The sequence below is a fragment of the Pseudomonas pergaminensis genome, assembly GCF_024112395.2.
In the GTDB taxonomy this organism is placed as follows: Bacteria; Pseudomonadota; Gammaproteobacteria; order Pseudomonadales; family Pseudomonadaceae; genus Aquipseudomonas; species Aquipseudomonas pergaminensis.
Window position 1 is genome coordinate 314,177 of record NZ_CP078013.2, and the last position, 17,099, is coordinate 331,275.

Annotated in this window: 13 protein-coding genes, 1 tRNA gene and 1 pseudogene; 12 read left to right on the plus strand and 3 right to left on the minus strand. The window is 58.9% G+C overall.

Features of this window, described 5'->3' with window-relative positions; all coding sequences use genetic code 11:
* The first annotated feature begins 19 nt into the window (after positions 1 to 19).
* From KUA23_RS01445 to KUA23_RS01485, 9 genes and pseudogenes are all read left to right on the plus strand, one after another.
* On the plus strand, positions 20 to 2,833 hold the full coding sequence (locus tag KUA23_RS01445) for a bifunctional glycoside hydrolase/polysaccharide deacetylase family protein (protein WP_252993347.1): 2,814 nt from the start codon (positions 20 to 22) through the stop codon (positions 2,831 to 2,833).
* Positions 2,811 to 6,419 carry a tetratricopeptide repeat protein gene (locus tag KUA23_RS01450; protein ID WP_252993348.1) on the plus strand — a complete coding sequence of 1,203 codons (3,609 nt, stop codon included), beginning with the start codon at positions 2,811 to 2,813 and terminating at the stop codon, positions 6,417 to 6,419. Before KUA23_RS01445 ends, KUA23_RS01450 begins: the two co-directional genes overlap by 23 nt.
* A gap of 26 nt (positions 6,420 to 6,445) precedes the next feature.
* The gene (locus KUA23_RS01455; protein ID WP_025858572.1) at positions 6,446 to 6,964 is read left to right on the plus strand and encodes a hypothetical protein; all 519 of its coding nucleotides are present in this window, start codon (positions 6,446 to 6,448) and stop codon (positions 6,962 to 6,964) included.
* A 5-nt stretch (positions 6,965 to 6,969) separates the two neighbouring features.
* A complete protein-coding gene (locus KUA23_RS01460) occupies positions 6,970 to 8,337 on the plus strand; it encodes a PelD GGDEF domain-containing protein (protein WP_078046423.1) in 1,368 nt (455 codons plus the stop codon).
* Positions 8,315 to 9,310, plus strand: coding sequence for a HEAT repeat domain-containing protein (locus KUA23_RS01465; protein ID WP_078046424.1), 996 nt, complete (start codon positions 8,315 to 8,317; stop codon positions 9,308 to 9,310). Before KUA23_RS01460 ends, KUA23_RS01465 begins: the two co-directional genes overlap by 23 nt.
* Positions 9,300 to 10,814 (plus strand): GT4 family glycosyltransferase PelF, encoded by a 1,515-nt coding sequence (gene pelF, locus KUA23_RS01470; protein ID WP_025858569.1) that lies wholly within the window; start codon positions 9,300 to 9,302, stop codon positions 10,812 to 10,814. The genes KUA23_RS01465 and pelF overlap by 11 nt, the downstream gene beginning before the upstream one ends.
* Entirely contained in the window at positions 10,815 to 12,185 is a 1,371-nt protein-coding gene (gene pelG / locus KUA23_RS01475; RefSeq protein ID WP_099491381.1) for an exopolysaccharide Pel transporter PelG, read from the plus strand.
* 80 nt (positions 12,186 to 12,265) lie between these two features.
* Positions 12,266 to 12,801: pseudogene (locus KUA23_RS01480) on the plus strand (phage portal protein); the annotation flags it as partial.
* Positions 12,802 to 13,008: 207 nt separating this feature from the next.
* Entirely contained in the window at positions 13,009 to 13,296 is a 288-nt protein-coding gene (locus KUA23_RS01485; RefSeq protein ID WP_252993349.1) for a hypothetical protein, read from the plus strand.
* 136 nt (positions 13,297 to 13,432) lie between these two features.
* On the opposite strand, the gene KUA23_RS01490 is transcribed toward KUA23_RS01485, so the two are convergent.
* The gene (locus KUA23_RS01490) at positions 13,433 to 13,654 is read right to left on the minus strand and encodes a DUF3077 domain-containing protein (RefSeq protein ID WP_428847366.1); all 222 of its coding nucleotides are present in this window, start codon (positions 13,652 to 13,654) and stop codon (positions 13,433 to 13,435) included.
* A 250-nt stretch (positions 13,655 to 13,904) separates the two neighbouring features.
* Here KUA23_RS01490 and KUA23_RS01495 point away from each other — a divergent pair, with 250 nt between their 5' ends.
* Positions 13,905 to 14,171: a hypothetical protein gene (locus tag KUA23_RS01495; RefSeq protein WP_346356367.1), complete on the plus strand. Its 267-nt coding sequence runs from the start codon at positions 13,905 to 13,907 to the stop codon at positions 14,169 to 14,171.
* Positions 14,172 to 14,740: 569 nt separating this feature from the next.
* Positions 14,741 to 15,610, plus strand: a complete 870-nt coding sequence (locus KUA23_RS01500) for an AraC family transcriptional regulator (protein WP_122456247.1) — start codon at positions 14,741 to 14,743, stop codon at positions 15,608 to 15,610.
* 131 nt (positions 15,611 to 15,741) lie between these two features.
* On the opposite strand, the gene KUA23_RS01505 is transcribed toward KUA23_RS01500, so the two are convergent.
* A tRNA-Thr gene (locus KUA23_RS01505) sits at positions 15,742 to 15,817 on the minus strand.
* A 183-nt stretch (positions 15,818 to 16,000) separates the two neighbouring features.
* Here KUA23_RS01505 and KUA23_RS01510 point away from each other — a divergent pair.
* The gene (locus tag KUA23_RS01510) at positions 16,001 to 16,408 is read left to right on the plus strand and encodes a hypothetical protein (protein ID WP_099491358.1); all 408 of its coding nucleotides are present in this window, start codon (positions 16,001 to 16,003) and stop codon (positions 16,406 to 16,408) included.
* A gap of 54 nt (positions 16,409 to 16,462) precedes the next feature.
* On the opposite strand, the gene KUA23_RS01515 is transcribed toward KUA23_RS01510, so the two are convergent.
* Positions 16,463 to 16,687: a DUF2790 domain-containing protein gene (locus KUA23_RS01515; RefSeq protein WP_252993351.1), complete on the minus strand. Its 225-nt coding sequence runs from the start codon at positions 16,685 to 16,687 to the stop codon at positions 16,463 to 16,465.
* Positions 16,688 to 17,099: the final 412 nt, after the last annotated feature.

Genomic DNA, 17,099 nt, shown 5'->3' on the forward strand with positions numbered 1-17,099 from the left:
TCATCTTCTAGAGTGAATTATGGAAATCGTTTTCCGCAGGACGCGTATCCGCGCGATCGCTGAGCGGCTGTTGGCTGCTCTTGCCTTGTTCGTCGGTGGGCCGGCCGTGCACGCTGCTGCTGTCTCCCAGCCGGCCAGCGTGGCCTTCTGGTATGCCGAGCAACCACCGCTGCCGGAACTGGCGCAGTTCGACTGGGCCGTGGTCGAACCGGGCCACATGACGCCGGGTGATGTGAAAACCTTGCGGGCGCTGGGCAGCCAGCCGTTTGCGTACCTGTCCATCGGCGAGTTCGACGGCAACAAGGCTGAGGTCGAGAAAGCGGGGTTGAGCAAGGCGGTCTCCCCTGTGCGTAACGACGCCTGGAACAGTCAGGTCATGGACCTCACCTCGACGGCCTGGCGTGAGCATTTGTTCGGTCGCGCCAAGGCCTTGGCAGCGCAAGGCTATGCGGGTCTGTTTCTCGACACGCTCGATAGTTTCCAACTGGTGCCGCAAGACCAGCGCGAAGCTCAGCGCGTGGGCTTGGCCAGCCTGCTGCGTGAGTTGCACAAGCGTCAGCCCACGCTGAAGCTGTTTTTCAACCGCGGCTTCGAAGTGTTGCCGGAGCTGGATGGCGTCGCCGCCGCCGTGGCTGTCGAATCGATCCATGCCGGTTGGGATGCCGCTGCCAAGCGTTATCGTCCGGTCTCGGAGTCCGACCGCCAGTGGCTTGAAACGCACCTGCAACCACTGCGCGCCAAGGGCGTCCCACTGGTGGCGATTGACTACTTGCCACCTGAGCGTCGCGATGAAGCGCGCAAGCTCGCCAAGCGTCTGCGCGACGAAGGTTTTATCCCGTACATCAGCACGCCTGACCTCAATACGCTGGGCATCAGCAGCATCGAAGTCCAGCCGCGCCGCATTGCGATGATCTTCGACCCGCGCGAAGGCGCGCTGGAAGATTCCGCTGGCCATAGCAACCTCGGTGGGTTGCTGGAATACCTCGGCTACCGTGTCGATTATCTGCCGGCCAACAGTGACCTGCCGCTCTACGGTTTCAGTGGCGTGTACGCGGGTGTTGTGACCTGGATGACCAGCGGCCCGCCCCAGGACGTAGCGGCGTTCAATCGCTTTCTCAATGCTCGCCTGGACGAGCAGGTGCCGGTGGTGTTTTTCAGCGGCCTTCCGGTTGAAGACAAACTGCTGCTCAAGCGTCTGGGCCTCAAGCGTGATGTGCCACCCGCGACCCAAGTGTTGACCATCACTCACCAGGACAAGGCTTTACTGGGTGCGTTCGAAGCGCCAGTGGTCCCTCGCTCCCGTGATCTGGCTTCGGTGTCTGTCCTGCCCAACGGCCCGACACCGGCGTTGTCGTTGAGCGGTGCCGGTGGCGCCGTGTTCAATCCGGTGGTGGTGGGTAACTGGGGCGGCCTTGCACTGGCGCCTTACCTGCTGGAAATCAACAACGAGCGCAGTCGCTGGATTCTCGATCCTTTCGCGTTTCTGCAGGCCAGCCTGAGGCTGCCGGCACAGCCGCGCCCGGACACCACCACCGAAAACGGCCGGCGCATTGCGACCGTGCATATCGACGGTGACGGTTTCCCTTCCCGTGCCGAAGTGCGCGGTACTCCGTACGCCGGTCGCCACACCCTGGACGACTACATCAAGCCCAACCCGTTCCTGACCTCGGTGTCGATCATCGAAGGTGAGATCTCGCCGCGTGGTGCATTCCCGTTCCTGGCGCGTGAGCTTGAGCCGATTGCCCGAGAAATCTTCGCCAACCCTAAAGTCGAAGTGGCCACGCACACCTACAGCCACCCCTTTTTCATGCAGCCTGAAAAGGCCAAAAAGCGCGAGAATTTCAACCCGGAATACGGCTTGAACATGAAAATCGCCGGGTACGACAAAATCGATTTCCGTCGCGAGATCTTTGGCTCGCGCGACTACATCAACCAGAACCTGACCACCCCGCAGAAGCCGGTGAAGATGGTGTTCTGGCCAGGCGACGCGCTGCCATCGTCCGACACCATCAAGCTGGCCTACGACGCCGGCCTGAAGAACGTCAATGGCGCCGAAACCATCATGACCAAGGCCAATCCGTCGCTGACGGGCTTGAACCCATTGCTGCGACCGACCCCTGGCGGGTTGCAGTACTACGCACCCATCATCAACGAAAACCTTTACACCAACCTGTGGAAAGGCCCGTATTACGGCTTTCGCGAGTTGGTCGAGACCTTTGAGCTGACCGACAGCCCCCGCCGCCTGCGTGGCCTGCACCTCTACTACCACTTCTACTCCAGCACCAAGCAGGCCTCGATCAAGGCCATGCACGAGATCTACGGCTACATGCGCGAGCAACAGCCGATGTCGTTGTGGATGAGTGACTACGTCGACCGTCTGCACGGCCTCTACCAGTCGAGCCTGGCGCGTACCGCCGACGGCGCCTGGCAGATCCGCGGGATGGATGCACTGCGTACCGTGCGGCTTGATGCGCAAATGGGCTGGCCGGACTTGCTGCAATCACAAGGCATTGCCGGTGTGCGCGACTTGCCGCAAGGGCGCTATGTGGCACTGAGCAGCGACAAGGCATTGCTTGTGCTGCGCGCGGACAGAGACCCCAGGCCCGCACTGGAGGAGGCCAACCTGCCGTTGCTGGATTGGCGCTACCTGGATGATCGGCGTGTGAGTTTTTCCTTCGCCGGTCAGTTTGACCTGTCCTTCTCCGTGCGCTCGGCAACAGCCTGTCGCGTGGAGGTGGATGGGCAGCGATTCGCGGGCAAGGCTTCGGCCGGCCTTTGGACTTTTCAATTACCTATGAAGCAGGTGAGTAATGGTCAGCTCCTCTGCAACTAAGAACAGTCGGCTGCTCAACCCCTGGGCGCTGGCGGTAGTCGCGGTTGCCGTAGGCGGTCTGCTGTGGGCGACTTTTCAGCGTGAATCCGTGTTCCAGCCCGACGGGCGCGAACCCGACGCCGTGTCGGCCAACTATGCCGAGCTGTTGCTGACAGCACACCCGGACGACGACCGCCTGCGGTTGCAGTTGGTTGACCTGCTGATTCGCCTCGGTGACTACGCCAAGGCGCGCGAGCACATTGAAGCCTGGCCCACGCCACAGTTGGAAACCCAGGCTTACTACCGGCTGGAGCTGGATGCGCTGGTTGCCGCCAGTGGTAATGATCTGATCGCGCAGCAGGCATTGGTCGAGCGCCTGGAAAGCTTCGATCACCGTAAATTGCCGGTGGCGCAGTTGCAGAACCTGGCGAAGCTGGCGTTGACATTGCAGGCCCCGGCATTTGCCGCGAGCGTCTTTGAAGAGATTGCCGGGCGTGATCCTGGGCAAAAGAACGAAGCCCTCAAATCGGCCGCGCAGTGGTACCTGGCGGGTGAACAACCGGCACGTGCGGCGGCGATCTATTTGCAACTCAAGCGCGACGCCCAGCAACCTGGCGAGCAGCGTGAGTACGCGCAACTGGCGTTCAACAGTTTGCTCTCGGCCGGCCGTGACGAGCAGGCCGCGCAGGTGCTTGCCGACCAGTTGCCGATGCTCACGAACCCGCAGACCGACGTAGCATGGCTGAAGCAGGGCGTCGACGTCGCGGTGGCGACCAAGCAGTTCGAGCTCGCACAGCGTGTGCTTGAGCAATGGCATGCCTTGGAACCTGATAACCCGAGTATCCCGTTGAAGCAGTTCCATGTTCGCCTGGCCATCAATGACCTGGCGGGCGCGTGGGACACCGGTCAGCAACTGACGGTCGACTATCCGGATGATATCGAGTTGCTCGAACAGATGGCCAAGCTCGGTGAATGGCGCGGCGAAAATGAAGCGGCGCTGGGTTACTGGATCCGCGTGCTCAAGCTCAAGGAAGACGCGCAAGTCCGCGAGCATGCCTGGCGCCTCGCGAGCCAGCAGTTCGACTTTGACCGCTCTATCCCGTTGCTCGCCGAGATCATGCAGCAACGTGCGCTGACAGATACCGAGTTGGACGCGCTGATCTACGGCCACGAATCGCGCGGTACACCCGCCGAAGCCGAGGCCTGGTTACGCACTTACTTGCGCAAATACCCGTCGCATCGCCTGGCCTGGACGCGCCTGCTGCAAAACCTGGAAAACACCGGGCAGTTCGCGGCCAAGGGCACGCTCTACAAGGACTATGCAAAACGCTACAAGTTGACCACGGATGAATTGGTTGATTGGGCCAGCACTGAAATGAAGCTGTTCAATGAACAGGCTGCATGGGAAGTGGTGAAGTCCGCTGACGCGTCCATCGATGACCCTGAGTATTGGCGCACCCGTGCTGCCCTGGCCTGGGACTTGGAGCGCGACGAAGACCTGCGCGTCTCACTGGAAAAACTGCTGTCCCTCAATGGCAAGCTGGTCAGTGGTGACGAGAGCCAGCTGATCACGCTGTACCGCACACGCGACCCACAGCGCGCCCTGGCGTTGATGGTTGCCAGTTGGCATCGCGCCCAAGACCCGCAGCGACTGGTCGAGGCGCTGCAACTGGCTCAGGAGCTGGAGGAGTGGGACCAGGTCGTCGCGTTGCTGGAAGACGCCAAGAAGTACCCGGATGCCTACGAGCAGGCCCAGGTTCTGGCGGTGCGTGGCGCGCTGGCGATAGAGCAGGGCGATAGTGCTGAAGCCGAGCGTCTGTACCTGCTGGGCCTGTCGCGCTATCCCAATGACAACCTGTTCCGCGAGCGCCTGACCTGGCTCTACGTCGACCAGGCTGATACGGCCAAACTCAAGCCCTTGCTGACCAAGTGGCGTGCCTATGCACGCGAAGACCACCTGCTGTGGTTGCCGTTCGCCAGTGCCAGCCAGCTGTTGGGTCGCGATGCCGAGGCGTTGGCCTGGTATCGCCTGTACCTCAAGCTTTCCCCGAACGACTGGCTGGTGCAGGCGGCCTATGCCGACGCACTGGAAACCTCTGGCTACCAGGATGCCGCCCAGCGTCTGCGCCTGAAACTACTGCGCAACCCCGAGGCCGACAACTTGCAACCGTCGTCCCAGCGCTACGCGATCTGGCTGCGCTTGATGTCCAGCAGCTACTCGCCACGCAAGGCACAGCAAGAACTGCTGAAGTGGAAAGACGGTTCGCCGTCGATGAAGCAGCTGTGGTTCGAACGCCTGCTGGCTCGACTGGACGCGACCAATCAAGAAGCGCAGAAAGACGATTGGCTGGCCTGGGCGCGCACCCAAGGCCTCAAGGTCGACCGCTATGAGCAAATCCAGGAAGCCTTGCGCAGCCGCAACAAAGCGCAGGTTGAAACCCTGTTGGCCAGCAGCGACCTGAACCCGGCGCAGCGTGCCCAGGCCCTCAGTCGTCTGAACCGTAACAATGAAGCCCTGGAAACCAGCCTCTCGGCATTGGGCGATGACCAGCCAGGCTCGGTGAATGAGCAACTGCGCCGCCAGGCGGTAGAGATCCACGAATCCACCCCGCAAGGCGCCCTGCTGTCCTATCAGAAGCAGGATTTCGGTGGCCTTTCGTTTGACTCTCCACGCCTGGAGATCGCCCATAACCTGGGTGACAAATGGTACGCCGACGTCGAGATGGAACATGGCAAATACAAAGGCGACGACGTGATCTCCTCGCGAATCGGTGAAGAGAGCAACGCGGCCCTGACCCTGATTCGCTCGGTGGAAAACGGCAGCTGGAAACTGTTCGCCGATACCAGCCAGCGCCAGGACGACGATCGTAACGGCCTGGGGCTGTCGCGTATGTGGCAACTGGGTACCAGCCATCAACTCGAGACCGGCCTGGACTGGCATCGCAAGAGCGACGACAGCGGCCTGATGCGCGCTTTCGGCCAGCAGGACCGGGCTTGGGTCGGCGGGCGTCATGGCTTGACCGCACGGGATCAGCTGAGTTGGGAAGTGGCGCAGCGGTCGTTCTCGACCCGCGCTGGCGACTCGCTGGGCACCGGCCATGCAGTGAAGCTGGAGCTTAACCACACGCTGGAATTCGCCGGGCCTAACTGGACGGTGCGCAGTGGTGTGGATTACCAGAAGAACAGCGTGAAGGATCGCAACCTGGATTACCTGTCCAGCCGCAATGGCGGTGCTATCAAGATCACGCCTCAGTCGACAGATCCGGATACCGGCGCGCTCGATCCTCTTGATGTGGACACCGTCACCGGTGCCGACCTGCTGCAAAGCCGCTACGGCCAACTCTACGTCGGTAGTTCCTGGCGCCGCGGCATACCGGGAGCGCTGGTGCGCAGCAAGCCGCAATACACCTGGTTGGTGGACATGACGGCGGGTTGGCAGTGGACCGATCAAACCTTCAATTACGGCATCAACACCGGCGTCGGCTTCGAAGTCCTGGGTGACGACGAACTGGCCCTCACCTTCGGCTACCAATCTGCGCCACAAGGCGGGGATGGCAAGTCCGGCGGCACACTGGGCATGAGCTACGGCGTGCGTTTCGGGCGCTGATTACAGAATCTACGGGAGAAAAACCTATGCAAGCAATTCGTAACCTGAGCCTGGCCCTGACAGTACTGTTTGTCGCCGGCTGCTCCAGCTTCACCAGTGAAAACAGCCCGAACCTGCCGCGCAATGCGCAGTGGGGCATCGTGCCGATGATCAACTACTCCCAGACCCCGCAAGCCGGTGAGCGCAGCGAGCAGATCCTGCTCAGCGTGCTCAGCAGCCACGGCCTGCAACCGCGGGTTTACCCCACCAGCACCCAGGGCGAACAGGCGCTGATGGATGACAACGAGCGCTTGACCGGTGCCCTTGAATGGGCGCGTGAGCAAAAGCTCGATTACGTCGTTGCCGGCAGCGTGGAAGAGTGGCAGTACAAGAACGGCCTGGACGGCGAGCCAGCGGTCGGCATCAGCCTGCGCGTTCTGGAAGCCAGCAGCGGTCGTGTGCTCTGGAGCAAAAGTGGCGCACGCGCCGGCTGGTCCCGTGAAAGCCTGGCGGGCAATGCTCAGACGGTAATCGACAAACTTGTTGGCGCCCTTCGGTTCGAGTGAACGCAATGAATTCTCCACACATGGATTACAGCCTGGCGCCTCGCGCCAGCGGGCCGGTGTCTTGGCTGGAAACACTGCTGGTGACGGGCTTGGCGATTGGCCTTGGTTTCTGGCTGACTCCCGAGGACCCGTTGCAGATGCACGGTGGTTTCCCTTGGCCGATTCTGGCGCCGCTGCTGTTGGGTGTGCGTTACGGTTTTGTGCGCGGCCTGTTCAGCGCGGGGCTGCTCGTTGCGGCGCTGTTTGCGCTGCGTTACAGCGGTCATGAAGGTTATACCCAGCTTGAGCCGTCGTTCATCGTCGGTGTGTTGGTCTGCGGCATGCTGGTGGGTGAGGTGCGCGACCTGTGGGTGCGCCGCCTGGAGCGTCTGCAGATGGCTAACGAATACCGTCAGTACCGTCTCGACGAATTTACCCGTGCCCACCAGATCCTGCGGGTTTCCCACGACCTGCTTGAGCAACGTGTAGCCGGCAGTGACCAGAGCCTGCGCAGTTCGCTGCTGGGCCTGCGCGAAAAACTGCGTGGCATGCCAGTTGAAGGCGATGCATTGAGCGAACTGGCAGAGCCGATTGTGGCGATGCTCGGACAGTACGGTGCATTGCGTGTGGCGGGGCTGTACCGCGTCGACGACAGCGAGAAAAACGTATTGCCGCAAGCCCTGGCGATGATCGGTGTGATGGGCCCCCTGGGTACCGACGACGGTTTGATCAAGCTGTGCCTGGAGCGCGGTGAACTGGTCAGCGTACGCCAGGAACTGATCGACTCGGGTAACTCCGCGCAGTTCTCATCGCTGCAGGCGTGCATCCCGTTGATCGACGCCGAAGGTCGGCTGCTGGCGATCCTGGCGGTTCGGCAGATGCCGTTCTTCGCGTTCCAGGATCGTACGCTGAGCCTCTTGTCGCTGCTGGCTGGCCACATCGCCGACCTGTTGCGCCGCGACCCGCACGTTCTGCAATTGCCCGACGCCGATTCCCAGCAGTTCACCTTGCAGCTCAAGCGTTCGCTGGTGGATGTCGAGCAGCACACCTTGCCGGCCGGTCTGTTCGCATTCGAGATGACGCGCGCCAACGAGGAACTGTCGCGTCTGATGGAGCGCAGCCAACGTGGCCTGGACCTGCACCTGGCGGTGCGCAACAACCGCGAACATCGTCTGCTGCTGGTGCTCTTGCCGCTGACAAGCCCGGAAGGTACCGAAGGCTACCTGGCGCGGATTGGCATGCTGTTGCACGAGCACTTTGGTATCGATACCGACTTGGACAGCTTGGGTGTGCGGGTCATGCCTTTCAACCTGGTGCCTGGCTGTGATCGCAACGGGCTGCGTAACTTCCTCTACAACGAGTGTGGCCTGAATGATCAGCAAGTGGCTGTTTAGCGGGGCCTTGGTGTTAGAGGCGGGCAGTTGGGGCAGTTTGTGGCTTGATGCGCCAGTGTCTCATCAATTGCTGGTGTTCATCTTCAGCCACGCCCTGGCCTGCCTGATGCTGTGTGGCGCCGTGTGGCTATTACTGCCGGCGCGCTACCGCGCACCCTTGCCTTGGAGCCCGATTTTTATTTTCAGCCTGGCATTCTTCGTGCCGGTCATCGGCGCGTTGGGTGTGGTTGCGTCGATCTTTCCTGCGCTTTATCTGCCTCGCAAACGTGACCGTCAGGCCTGGCAATCCGTGGGCATCCCAGGTTTGCCATTTCGAGCTCAAGCCCAGACGCGCTCGCCGATTTTCGCGGATGGCGGACTGCAGGACGTACTGCGTCATGCGCCCGACCCGGACCAGCGCCTCGCCGCATTGCTGGCGACCCGCCGCATGCCCGGCAAGGACGCCGTGCCAATCCTCAAATTAGCCTTGGGCGACCCGAGCGATGACGTGCGCCTTCTGGCGTATTCGATGCTCGACAAGCAAGAAAGCGACATCAACCTGCACATCCAGATGGCCCTTGAGCAGTTGGCCGGCGTCAGCCCGCGCACCGCTGGGCCGGTACATGGCATGTTGGCGCGCTGGTACTGGGAACTGGCCTATCTAGGCCTGGCTCAGGGCAGCGTACTCGAACACGTACTCAGCCAGGCCAGTGAGCACGCCGAGCAGGGTTTGGCGGCAGGCGAGGGTGGCGAACTGTTGCTGCTGGCGGGTCGTATTGCCTTGGAACGCGGCGAGAACGAACGCGCCGAAGTGTTGTTGCATGAGGCCGAGAAGAACGGCCTGGGCGCTGCTCAGTTGCTGCCGTTCCATGCTGAATTGGCGTTTGAGGCCGGTCGTTATCATGAAATCCCTGGGTTGCTCGCCAGCCTTCCTGAAGAAACCCGCCAGCGGCCACCGTTCGCTGAGCTGGTGAGGAGCTGGAATGAATCATAAGCAAACGCCACCGACTGCCGATATCTGCCTGTTGCTGGAGGGGACCTGGCCGTACGTGCGTGGCGGCGTCTCGAGCTGGATTCACCAGATGATCCTGGGCCTGCCGGAGCTGACGTTCTCGGTGATGTTCATTGGCGGCCAGCGTTCAGCCTACGCCTCGCGACGCTATGAGATACCGGCCAACGTGGTGCACATCGAAGAGGTGTTCCTCGAAGATGCGACGCACCCCACCAACACCCGGGGTACGCCGCGCGAAGCCGACCCGCAGCAACTCGCCGACCTGTATCGCTTTTTGCACCACCCGGACCAGCCGGAACGCGAGCTGGGCGAGCGCTTGCTCAGTTGCATCGCCGACGGGCATATGACCCTCGATGATGTACTGCGCAGCCGCGCCAGTTGGGAGACCCTCAGCGAAGGCTATCGCCAGCATTGCGCCGACCCCTCGTTCGTCAACTATTTCTGGACCCTGCGTTCGTTGCAGTCACCGCTGCTGATGCTCGCTGAAGCCTCGCGCAAGATGCCGCCGGCGCGGGTGCTGCACTCGATCTCCACCGGTTACGCCGGACTGCTGGGCTGCATCCTCAAGCACCGCTGGAAGTGCACCTACCTGTTGAGTGAGCACGGCATCTACACCAAAGAGCGCAAGATCGATCTGGCCCAGGCCACGTGGATCGCCGAAAGCTCCGGGCAGGCGCTCAACCGCAGCCTCGACGGTGGTTCGGGCTATATCCGCACCCTGTGGGTGCGCTACTTCGAGCGGATCGGCCAATTGGCCTACAACAGTGCCGATAACATCATTGCCTTGTATGACGGCAACCGTCAGCGCCAGATCAAGGACGGTGCCGACCCGCGCCGTACGCAACTGATCGCCAATGGCATCGACTTGTCGCAATGGGCCAGCGCCATGGAAACCCGCGAGCCGGGCATTGCCCCCGTGGTCGGGTTGATCGGGCGGGTGGTGCCGATCAAGGACGTGAAAACCTTTTTGCGCGCCATGCGTGGCGTGATCAGCGCCATGCCGAACGCCGAAGGCTGGATTGTTGGCCCGGAAGAAGAAGATCCGGAATACGTCAGCGAGTGCCGCAGCTTGATGGCAAGCCTGGGGCTTGAGGGTAAGGTGCACTTCCTCGGCTTCCAGCGCATCCAGGACATTCTGCCCAAGCTTGGCCTGATGGTGCTGACGTCGATCAGCGAGGCACAACCCTTGGTGATCCTCGAAGCCTGGGCCGCCGGCACCCCAGTGATCAGCAGCGACGTCGGCTCGTGCCGCGAATTGATCGAAGGCGGCAGCGCCGAAGACCGTGACCTTGGCCACGCTGGCAAGGTGGTGGCGATCGCCGACCCACAGGCCACTTCCGCTGCCATCCTCGAGCTGCTGCGCAGCCCCGAGCGCTGGAAGGCTGCACAAGCCAGCGGCTTGCTGCGGGTCAACCGTTACTACACCGAAGCCTTGATGCTGCAGCGCTACCGCGACCTGTACCAGGCAGCCATGGAGAACAGTTAAATGGCCGGTATTGGCTTCGAACTGCGCAAGATCCTCTCGCGCGACTCATACACCGCCACCCTCCACGCCTATGTGTACGCAGGGTTGATCAGCTCCGGCCCCTGGGTGCTGTCGATCATCAGCGTGATGCTGGTGGGGATCATCAGTCTTGGGCTGTTGTTGCCTAACTCGCTGGTGGGACAATTCCTGGTCACGGTGACGTACCTGATGGCCAGCTCGTTGATCTTGACGGGCGGCCTGCAGCTGTTCTTCACCCGCTTTGTGTCCGACCAGTTGTTCGAGCACAACTACGAACAGATCCTGCCCAACCTGCTGGGCATTCTGTTGATGGTGACTGTGGGGGCAGGGGTGCTGGGCGTCATCGTGCTGGCGCTGCTGTTCGATCAGCCGCTGATCTACCGTGTACTGGTGCTGTCGAACTTCGTGGTGCTGTGCAACCTATGGCTGGTGATCATCTTCCTCTCGGGGATGAAGAAATATAACCGCATCCTCCTAGTGATGGTGGTGGGCTACTCGCTGATGGTTGCGAGCGCCTACCTGCTGAGCTTCCTGAAGATGCCAGGCCTGTTGCTGGCCTTGTTGATCGGACACGGTAGCCTGCTGTTCCTGTACCTCTACGACATCCTGCGCGAGTATCGCGCCGAGAAGATGATTGCCTTCGACTTCCTCAATCGTCGCAACGTCTTCCTCAGCCTGCTGGTCACCGGGTTCTTCTATAACTTCGGCATCTGGGTCGACAAGATCCTGTTCTGGTTCAACCCAAGCACCTCCAACACCGTGATCGGCCCGCTGCGAGCATCGATCCTGTACGACATGCCCATCTTTATTGCCTACCTGGCGATCATCCCTGGCATGGCCGTGTTCCTGGTGCGCATCGAGACCGATTTTGCCGAGTGGTACGACCGCTTGTTCCGCGCCATCCGCGACGGCGAAACCTTGCAGCACATCGGTTCGCTGAAAACCGAAATGACCCTGTCCATTCGCCAGGGCCTGCTGGAAATCTGCAAAGTCCAGGGGCTCACGGTGGTGCTGCTATTCCTCTTTGCACCGCGCCTGCTGGAGTGGATCGGCATCTCCAGCTACTACCTGCCGCTGTTCTACATCGACCTGATCGGCGTGAGCATCCAGGTCGTGTTCATGGCGCTGCTCAACGTGTTCTTCTACCTCGACAAACGCCGCGTAGTCCTGGAACTGTGCGTACTCTTCGCCGTGCTCAACGCAGCCCTGACACTGCTCAGCATGCACCTGGGCCCGAGCTTCTTCGGCTACGGGTTTACGCTTTCGTTGCTAGTGTGCGTGTTGCTGGGGCTGGCGCGCTTGTCGTCGGCGCTGGAAGATCTGGAGTATGAGACGTTTATGTTGGCGCGCTGATTGGGGTTTGATGGGTGTAAAAAAGGCACTGGCCGTTAGCGGCAGTGCCTTTTTTTGTTGGCGTGGGGGCAGTTGTGGGCGTTTTGGACTACGACGTAGAGCAGAACATTTACGGCGTATCCGACTACCTGGGCGGAATGCATGCCCTGTTGCTCAATGAGTCCGCCACGCTGTTCCGGCGCCGGTACTACAACAACGGCGCGCACGCGGGTTTCATCTTCTACACCAATGACCCCAACCTGTCGGAGGCGGACGAACAGCGAATGCAGCCCAGATCGGGGCTAGCAAAGGGGTGGGGAATTTCAGGTCGCTGTTTGTGAATATTCCGGGGGGAGGGGATAAGGCGATACAGATCATTCCGGTGGGGGACATTGCGACCAAAGATGAGTTTGAGCGGATCAAGAACATCACCCGCAATGACGTGATCGCGGCCTGGAGGATGAACCCGGCGCTGGCGGGGTGCATGCCGGAGAACGCGGCGGGATTTGGGGATGTTGAGAAGATGGATCGGGTGTACACCAACAACGAGATACGGCCGATCAGGCAATTGTTTTTGCAGGTGAATGGGTGGTTGCGGATTGATCGCTGGATTGGGTGGTTGCAAGCTAACTGGTAGTTAAATTTATGTGTTTTTTTGTGTTAGCTACATCGCGCTCGTTCAGTAGGGCTACTCATGACTATGGAAGACTTAAGGCGTGATAATTAGGTTATTTATGTCGAATAGGTATAGCGGACTGTTATATTTCACAGTATCAGTGGGACTTAAGTGAACGTACCCTGTCGTTGAAAGGTGCTGTTATTATTCATTTTTGTGAGGTGTTCCATGAGCGCTGCTAAAGGAAGTACTACTGATACGGTTTCCGATGAAAAAGTTGAAGAAATGTTTAAGGCTGTTGGCGTGGGTAATGAATGTACGGTTTATTATGTCGAAAATAATGTTTACTCAAACGTGACTGGTACGTTGGAAAGTTATGATATTAAGGCCAGAACGTGTACGGTAAAGGTTTCAGGCGTAGATAAAGTTTTTAATATGAATGTGATGACCGCTTTTGGCAAAAATATAGAGCACGAAGATAAAAAAAGAAATTTCGCGATTATTTATCTGAATTAAATTAAGAGTTAAACGATCTCAATAGTTGGTGTTTGTTTGCCGTGGTGATCGTTGAATAAATGTCCGATGCTTGCATCGGACATCCCTTTTGAATTTCGGCAGAGGCTCGATAACAGGTATCGGGTGCCGGCCAACCTCAGTTACTGCGGATGCGGACCACCTGGCTGTATCGCCAGGAGCAGGTCGTTAAGGATCGCCCTGGCCATTTCGCTCGGTAGTGCGAGGCAAATATGAATTTCTCTGCCCTCGGGTCCATGGCCGCTTCAAGCGCGAGCATTTCAGCGGAGTCAAGCAAATGGGCTGCGTGTTCAACGGCTTCGTAAAGCGGAACCCCGGCGTTTACACGAAACAGCTTCAAATGGCTTTTGTTCTCCCCGCAGTCTGCGAAGGTTTGAAAGCCAATGGTTGTCGCTTGAGGATGGGGTGCTCATTGCTGACCTCCCACACGATAGGTGGAGGTATTGGTACGGACGGCGCTACGGTAATCAAGCATGGTGTGAAACCCCTCTGATGACCAACTGAGACGTCCACACATCGTTTCCAGGCGATGGGTGGCAGCCGTGCGCAGGCTGGGTGCCTCAGTAACAGAAATCTTTGAGCCCAGGTTTTTGAAGTACTCCGTCAACGTTCATGAGCACTACAACCGGGTGTATCAGGCAAACGTGACTCGGCTCGGTGGGTTGTCGCCGAATGAAGCTAAACATATTGTCCGTTTCTATCAATTGGCTGACAGCGTGAGATTAGATGTCACCATCGGCGGATCCCTTTTCGAAGGGACTACAGATCCAGATAGTTTATGCGAGGCAGCAGATCTGTTGGAGGCTGCGATGAAAATTGGCCGTGAGCTGACCGATGAGGCAACCAAAAAGAAGTGAAGCTTGTGGAAATGCGGACTGTGATTTTTTGAATGTGGACGTTTTCCCAAAAAATGCAGTATGGGTTTTCGGAGTTTTCCAAACCCCAGAAACCACAAAGCCCCGCATTGCGGGGCTTCGAGATATGGTGCCGGCACCAGACGAACGGTATGTTTCGGGGAGGCCAGGTTTTTCGGGCGTCTGGAGTTCGCTGGAAAATTCGGCGTCCCCCAACTAGTAACTATAAATAATCAGCTAGTTATGGCGTTCGATGGAATCGAACTCGGGATTCTTGATATGTCAGCACGTTGTCGGTCTGCAAGTAATTCAGAGCCGCATACGGATGGTAATCCTTCGAACGTTGTCGATCATCCCCTCCGTAGAGAATAGGCAGGAATCCGCCAAAAACTGCCGTGGCGACAGGCAGCAGACGGTCAGAAGTGGACGCCTGGATGCCCCCGACCTTTGCATCGTCTTGGAAGAGATCACATTGGCCAACCCAAAACGCACCTTGAGCATACGCGGCTAGGCGCGTTCACGCCGTTATAGTCGACTCTATTGCCGACCGTACTTCCCGGAGCCTTTTCCCAGTGTCTGACATGCCGACCAACTTCGCTTACACAAAACGCTTCAACGCCGTACTCGCCTACATTGATGCCAATCTCGAAGGTGACCTGTCGGTGAAGACGTTGAGCCATGTGGCGAACTTTTCGGCGTTTCACTTCCATCGGCAATTCACCGCGTTCGTAGGAGTGCCTGTCTCGCGTTATGTGCAACTGATGCGGCTACGACGCGCGGCACATCGCCTGGCCTCCCTCGCTGATCACTCGGTACTGGACGCCGCACTCGGTGCCGGCTTTGAAAGTCCCGAGGCATTTTGCAGGGCGTTCAGGCGGGCGTTCGGTATGACGCCGAGTGCGTTCGGGAAGGAACCGAACTGGCAGGTCTGGAGTACGGTATTCGCAATCCCTCACTTTTCCAGGACTATCATCATGCAAGTACGAATCGTGGAATTCCCTGAAGTCAGGGTAGCAACGCTTGAGCACTGCGGACCCGCCGGGCTCGTCAATGAGAGCGTATGCAAGTTCATCGAGTGGCGTATGCAGAGCGGACAGTCGCCGGTGGCATCGAGTCGCACCTTTGGCATTCCCTATGGCAACCCCGATACGACACCTCCACAAGAATTCCGCTTCGCAATCTGCGGCGAGATTCACGAGGCCGTGGCGTCGAATGAGTTCGGTGTGCACGAGATCGTCATTCCTGGCGGTCGCTGCGTCGTGGTGCGACACGCGGGGTCACCGGATCACATCGGCGAAACGATCTATCCGATTTACCGCGATTGGCTTCCGGCCAGTGGAGAGGAACTCCGTGACCAGCCGTTGTTCTTTCATTACCTGAGCGCCTATCCCGAGACACCGCAGGATCAATGGCAAACTGATGTGTATGTTCCGCTGCAATAGCGGAGCAAGCAGCTTTCGACCCTGAAGGACGTTGACGAGTGTCCGCGCAGCAATGTGACAGGTTCTAGGGGGAGTTTCCAAACCCCAGAAACAACAAAGCCCTCACATTTCTGTGAGGGCTTTGTCTTATATGGTGCCGGCACCAGGAGTCGAACCCGGGACCTACTGATTACAAGTCAGTTGCTCTACCAACTGAGCTATACCGGCGTGTTAGGGCGACGATTATAGCGATTGGCAAGGTTCTGTAAACCCCTGAATTCTGACTATTTTTGCAGAACCCGCGCTTTTTTCACGCTCGCCCCTTTTTTCGGCTAGCAAGTGTAGGATTCTTCCCTTGTCGCTGAAGGGCCTGCCCCTGCGCAATTTTATCCAAACCAAAGGAAGCCCCACGTGAAACGGACTCTCTCTCTGTCCCTCATCCTTCTCACCGTCGCGCTCGGCGCGTGTTCCTCCAATAAGCCAGCCAACGATCCCGCGCTGGTGGGCACTTGGAAGGGCCTGCGCACCGAGACCGGTAAGTGCCAGTTCCTATCGTGGACCAATAACCTCAAGCCCGACGGTCGCTTTGTGATCACCTTCTACCGCGATGCGCAGCAGACCCAGGTGATTCAGACCGAGCAGGGTTCGTGGTCGGCGGCCAATGGCAAGAATGAATTGCGCACCGACGGCGTGCGTTCGCCGGATGTGTACACCTATAAGCTGCTGGATGCAGACACGGTGCATTACGTGAGCGTGGCATCGGACCCGACCAGCGATTGCCAGGATGATTACGCGTTCACCGAGCGACGCGTGCGCTAATCCGTCAAACGCCGTTCCAAAACCGGGCGCTCGGGCGCCCGGTTGGCGCAATCCTCAACTGCCTTCCGCGCAGTTGTCCGCAAACTTCTTGTAGTCCAGTACCTGTTTTTGCCCATGGGAATCCAGGTAGGTCATCCGCGCGTTGACGATCCCGCATGAATTTCCCGTGTCTTCGACGGTGGCCAGCACACGCTGGATATCCGGCTTGGGCTGCGCGTCGGCATGGGCATTAACGGCAAATGCCAGCAGGCTGACGGCGATCAAGGTGTTCCATTTCATGGTGAGTATCCTCCGGGTTCAACAAGTGGGTGTGGGCTAATTGAGCACCCTGGAGGTATCCGTTATGTGTCGTGCGGCGCGGGTTTTGCTTCGTTGTGTAGCGAGGCGGTGACTGCACACACAGCGATACACTGGCCGTGGCCTTGCGGCGGATTTTGAATCGACCGCTCAGCGGTAATTACCTTGAAAGCAGATACGGTTTACGTATTCTGTCGCGCGATATAAACCGTCAGGTTTATCGCGGATCGTTGTAGTCAAATTTTTGATTGACTGCGCTGCGATCGAATTTTTGTTGGAACATATGTCAGATTTGTGTCGTTTCTGTCCAACCAGACAATGTTTTTCGTGAAAGAATAACGTATGTCTATGTTCTTACAGGGAATGGATTTTTTCTTGAGTAAGCGTCATGAAA

Bases quoted from the DNA above. Each gene is read 5' to 3' on its own strand.
- KUA23_RS01445 (WP_252993347.1), top strand. From the start codon at position 20: ATGGAAATCGTTTTCCGCAGGACGCGTATCCGCGCGATCGCTGAGCGG.
- KUA23_RS01450 (WP_252993348.1), top strand. From the start codon at position 2,811: ATGGTCAGCTCCTCTGCAACTAAGAACAGTCGGCTGCTCAACCCCTGG.
- KUA23_RS01455 (WP_025858572.1), top strand. From the start codon at position 6,446: ATGCAAGCAATTCGTAACCTGAGCCTGGCCCTGACAGTACTGTTTGTC.
- KUA23_RS01460 (WP_078046423.1), top strand. From the start codon at position 6,970: ATGAATTCTCCACACATGGATTACAGCCTGGCGCCTCGCGCCAGCGGG.
- KUA23_RS01465 (WP_078046424.1), top strand. From the start codon at position 8,315: ATGATCAGCAAGTGGCTGTTTAGCGGGGCCTTGGTGTTAGAGGCGGGC.
- pelF (WP_025858569.1), top strand. From the start codon at position 9,300: ATGAATCATAAGCAAACGCCACCGACTGCCGATATCTGCCTGTTGCTG.
- pelG (WP_099491381.1), top strand. From the start codon at position 10,815: ATGGCCGGTATTGGCTTCGAACTGCGCAAGATCCTCTCGCGCGACTCA.
- KUA23_RS01485 (WP_252993349.1), top strand. From the start codon at position 13,009: ATGAGCGCTGCTAAAGGAAGTACTACTGATACGGTTTCCGATGAAAAA.
- KUA23_RS01515 (WP_252993351.1), bottom strand. From the start codon at position 16,687: ATGAAATGGAACACCTTGATCGCCGTCAGCCTGCTGGCATTTGCCGTT.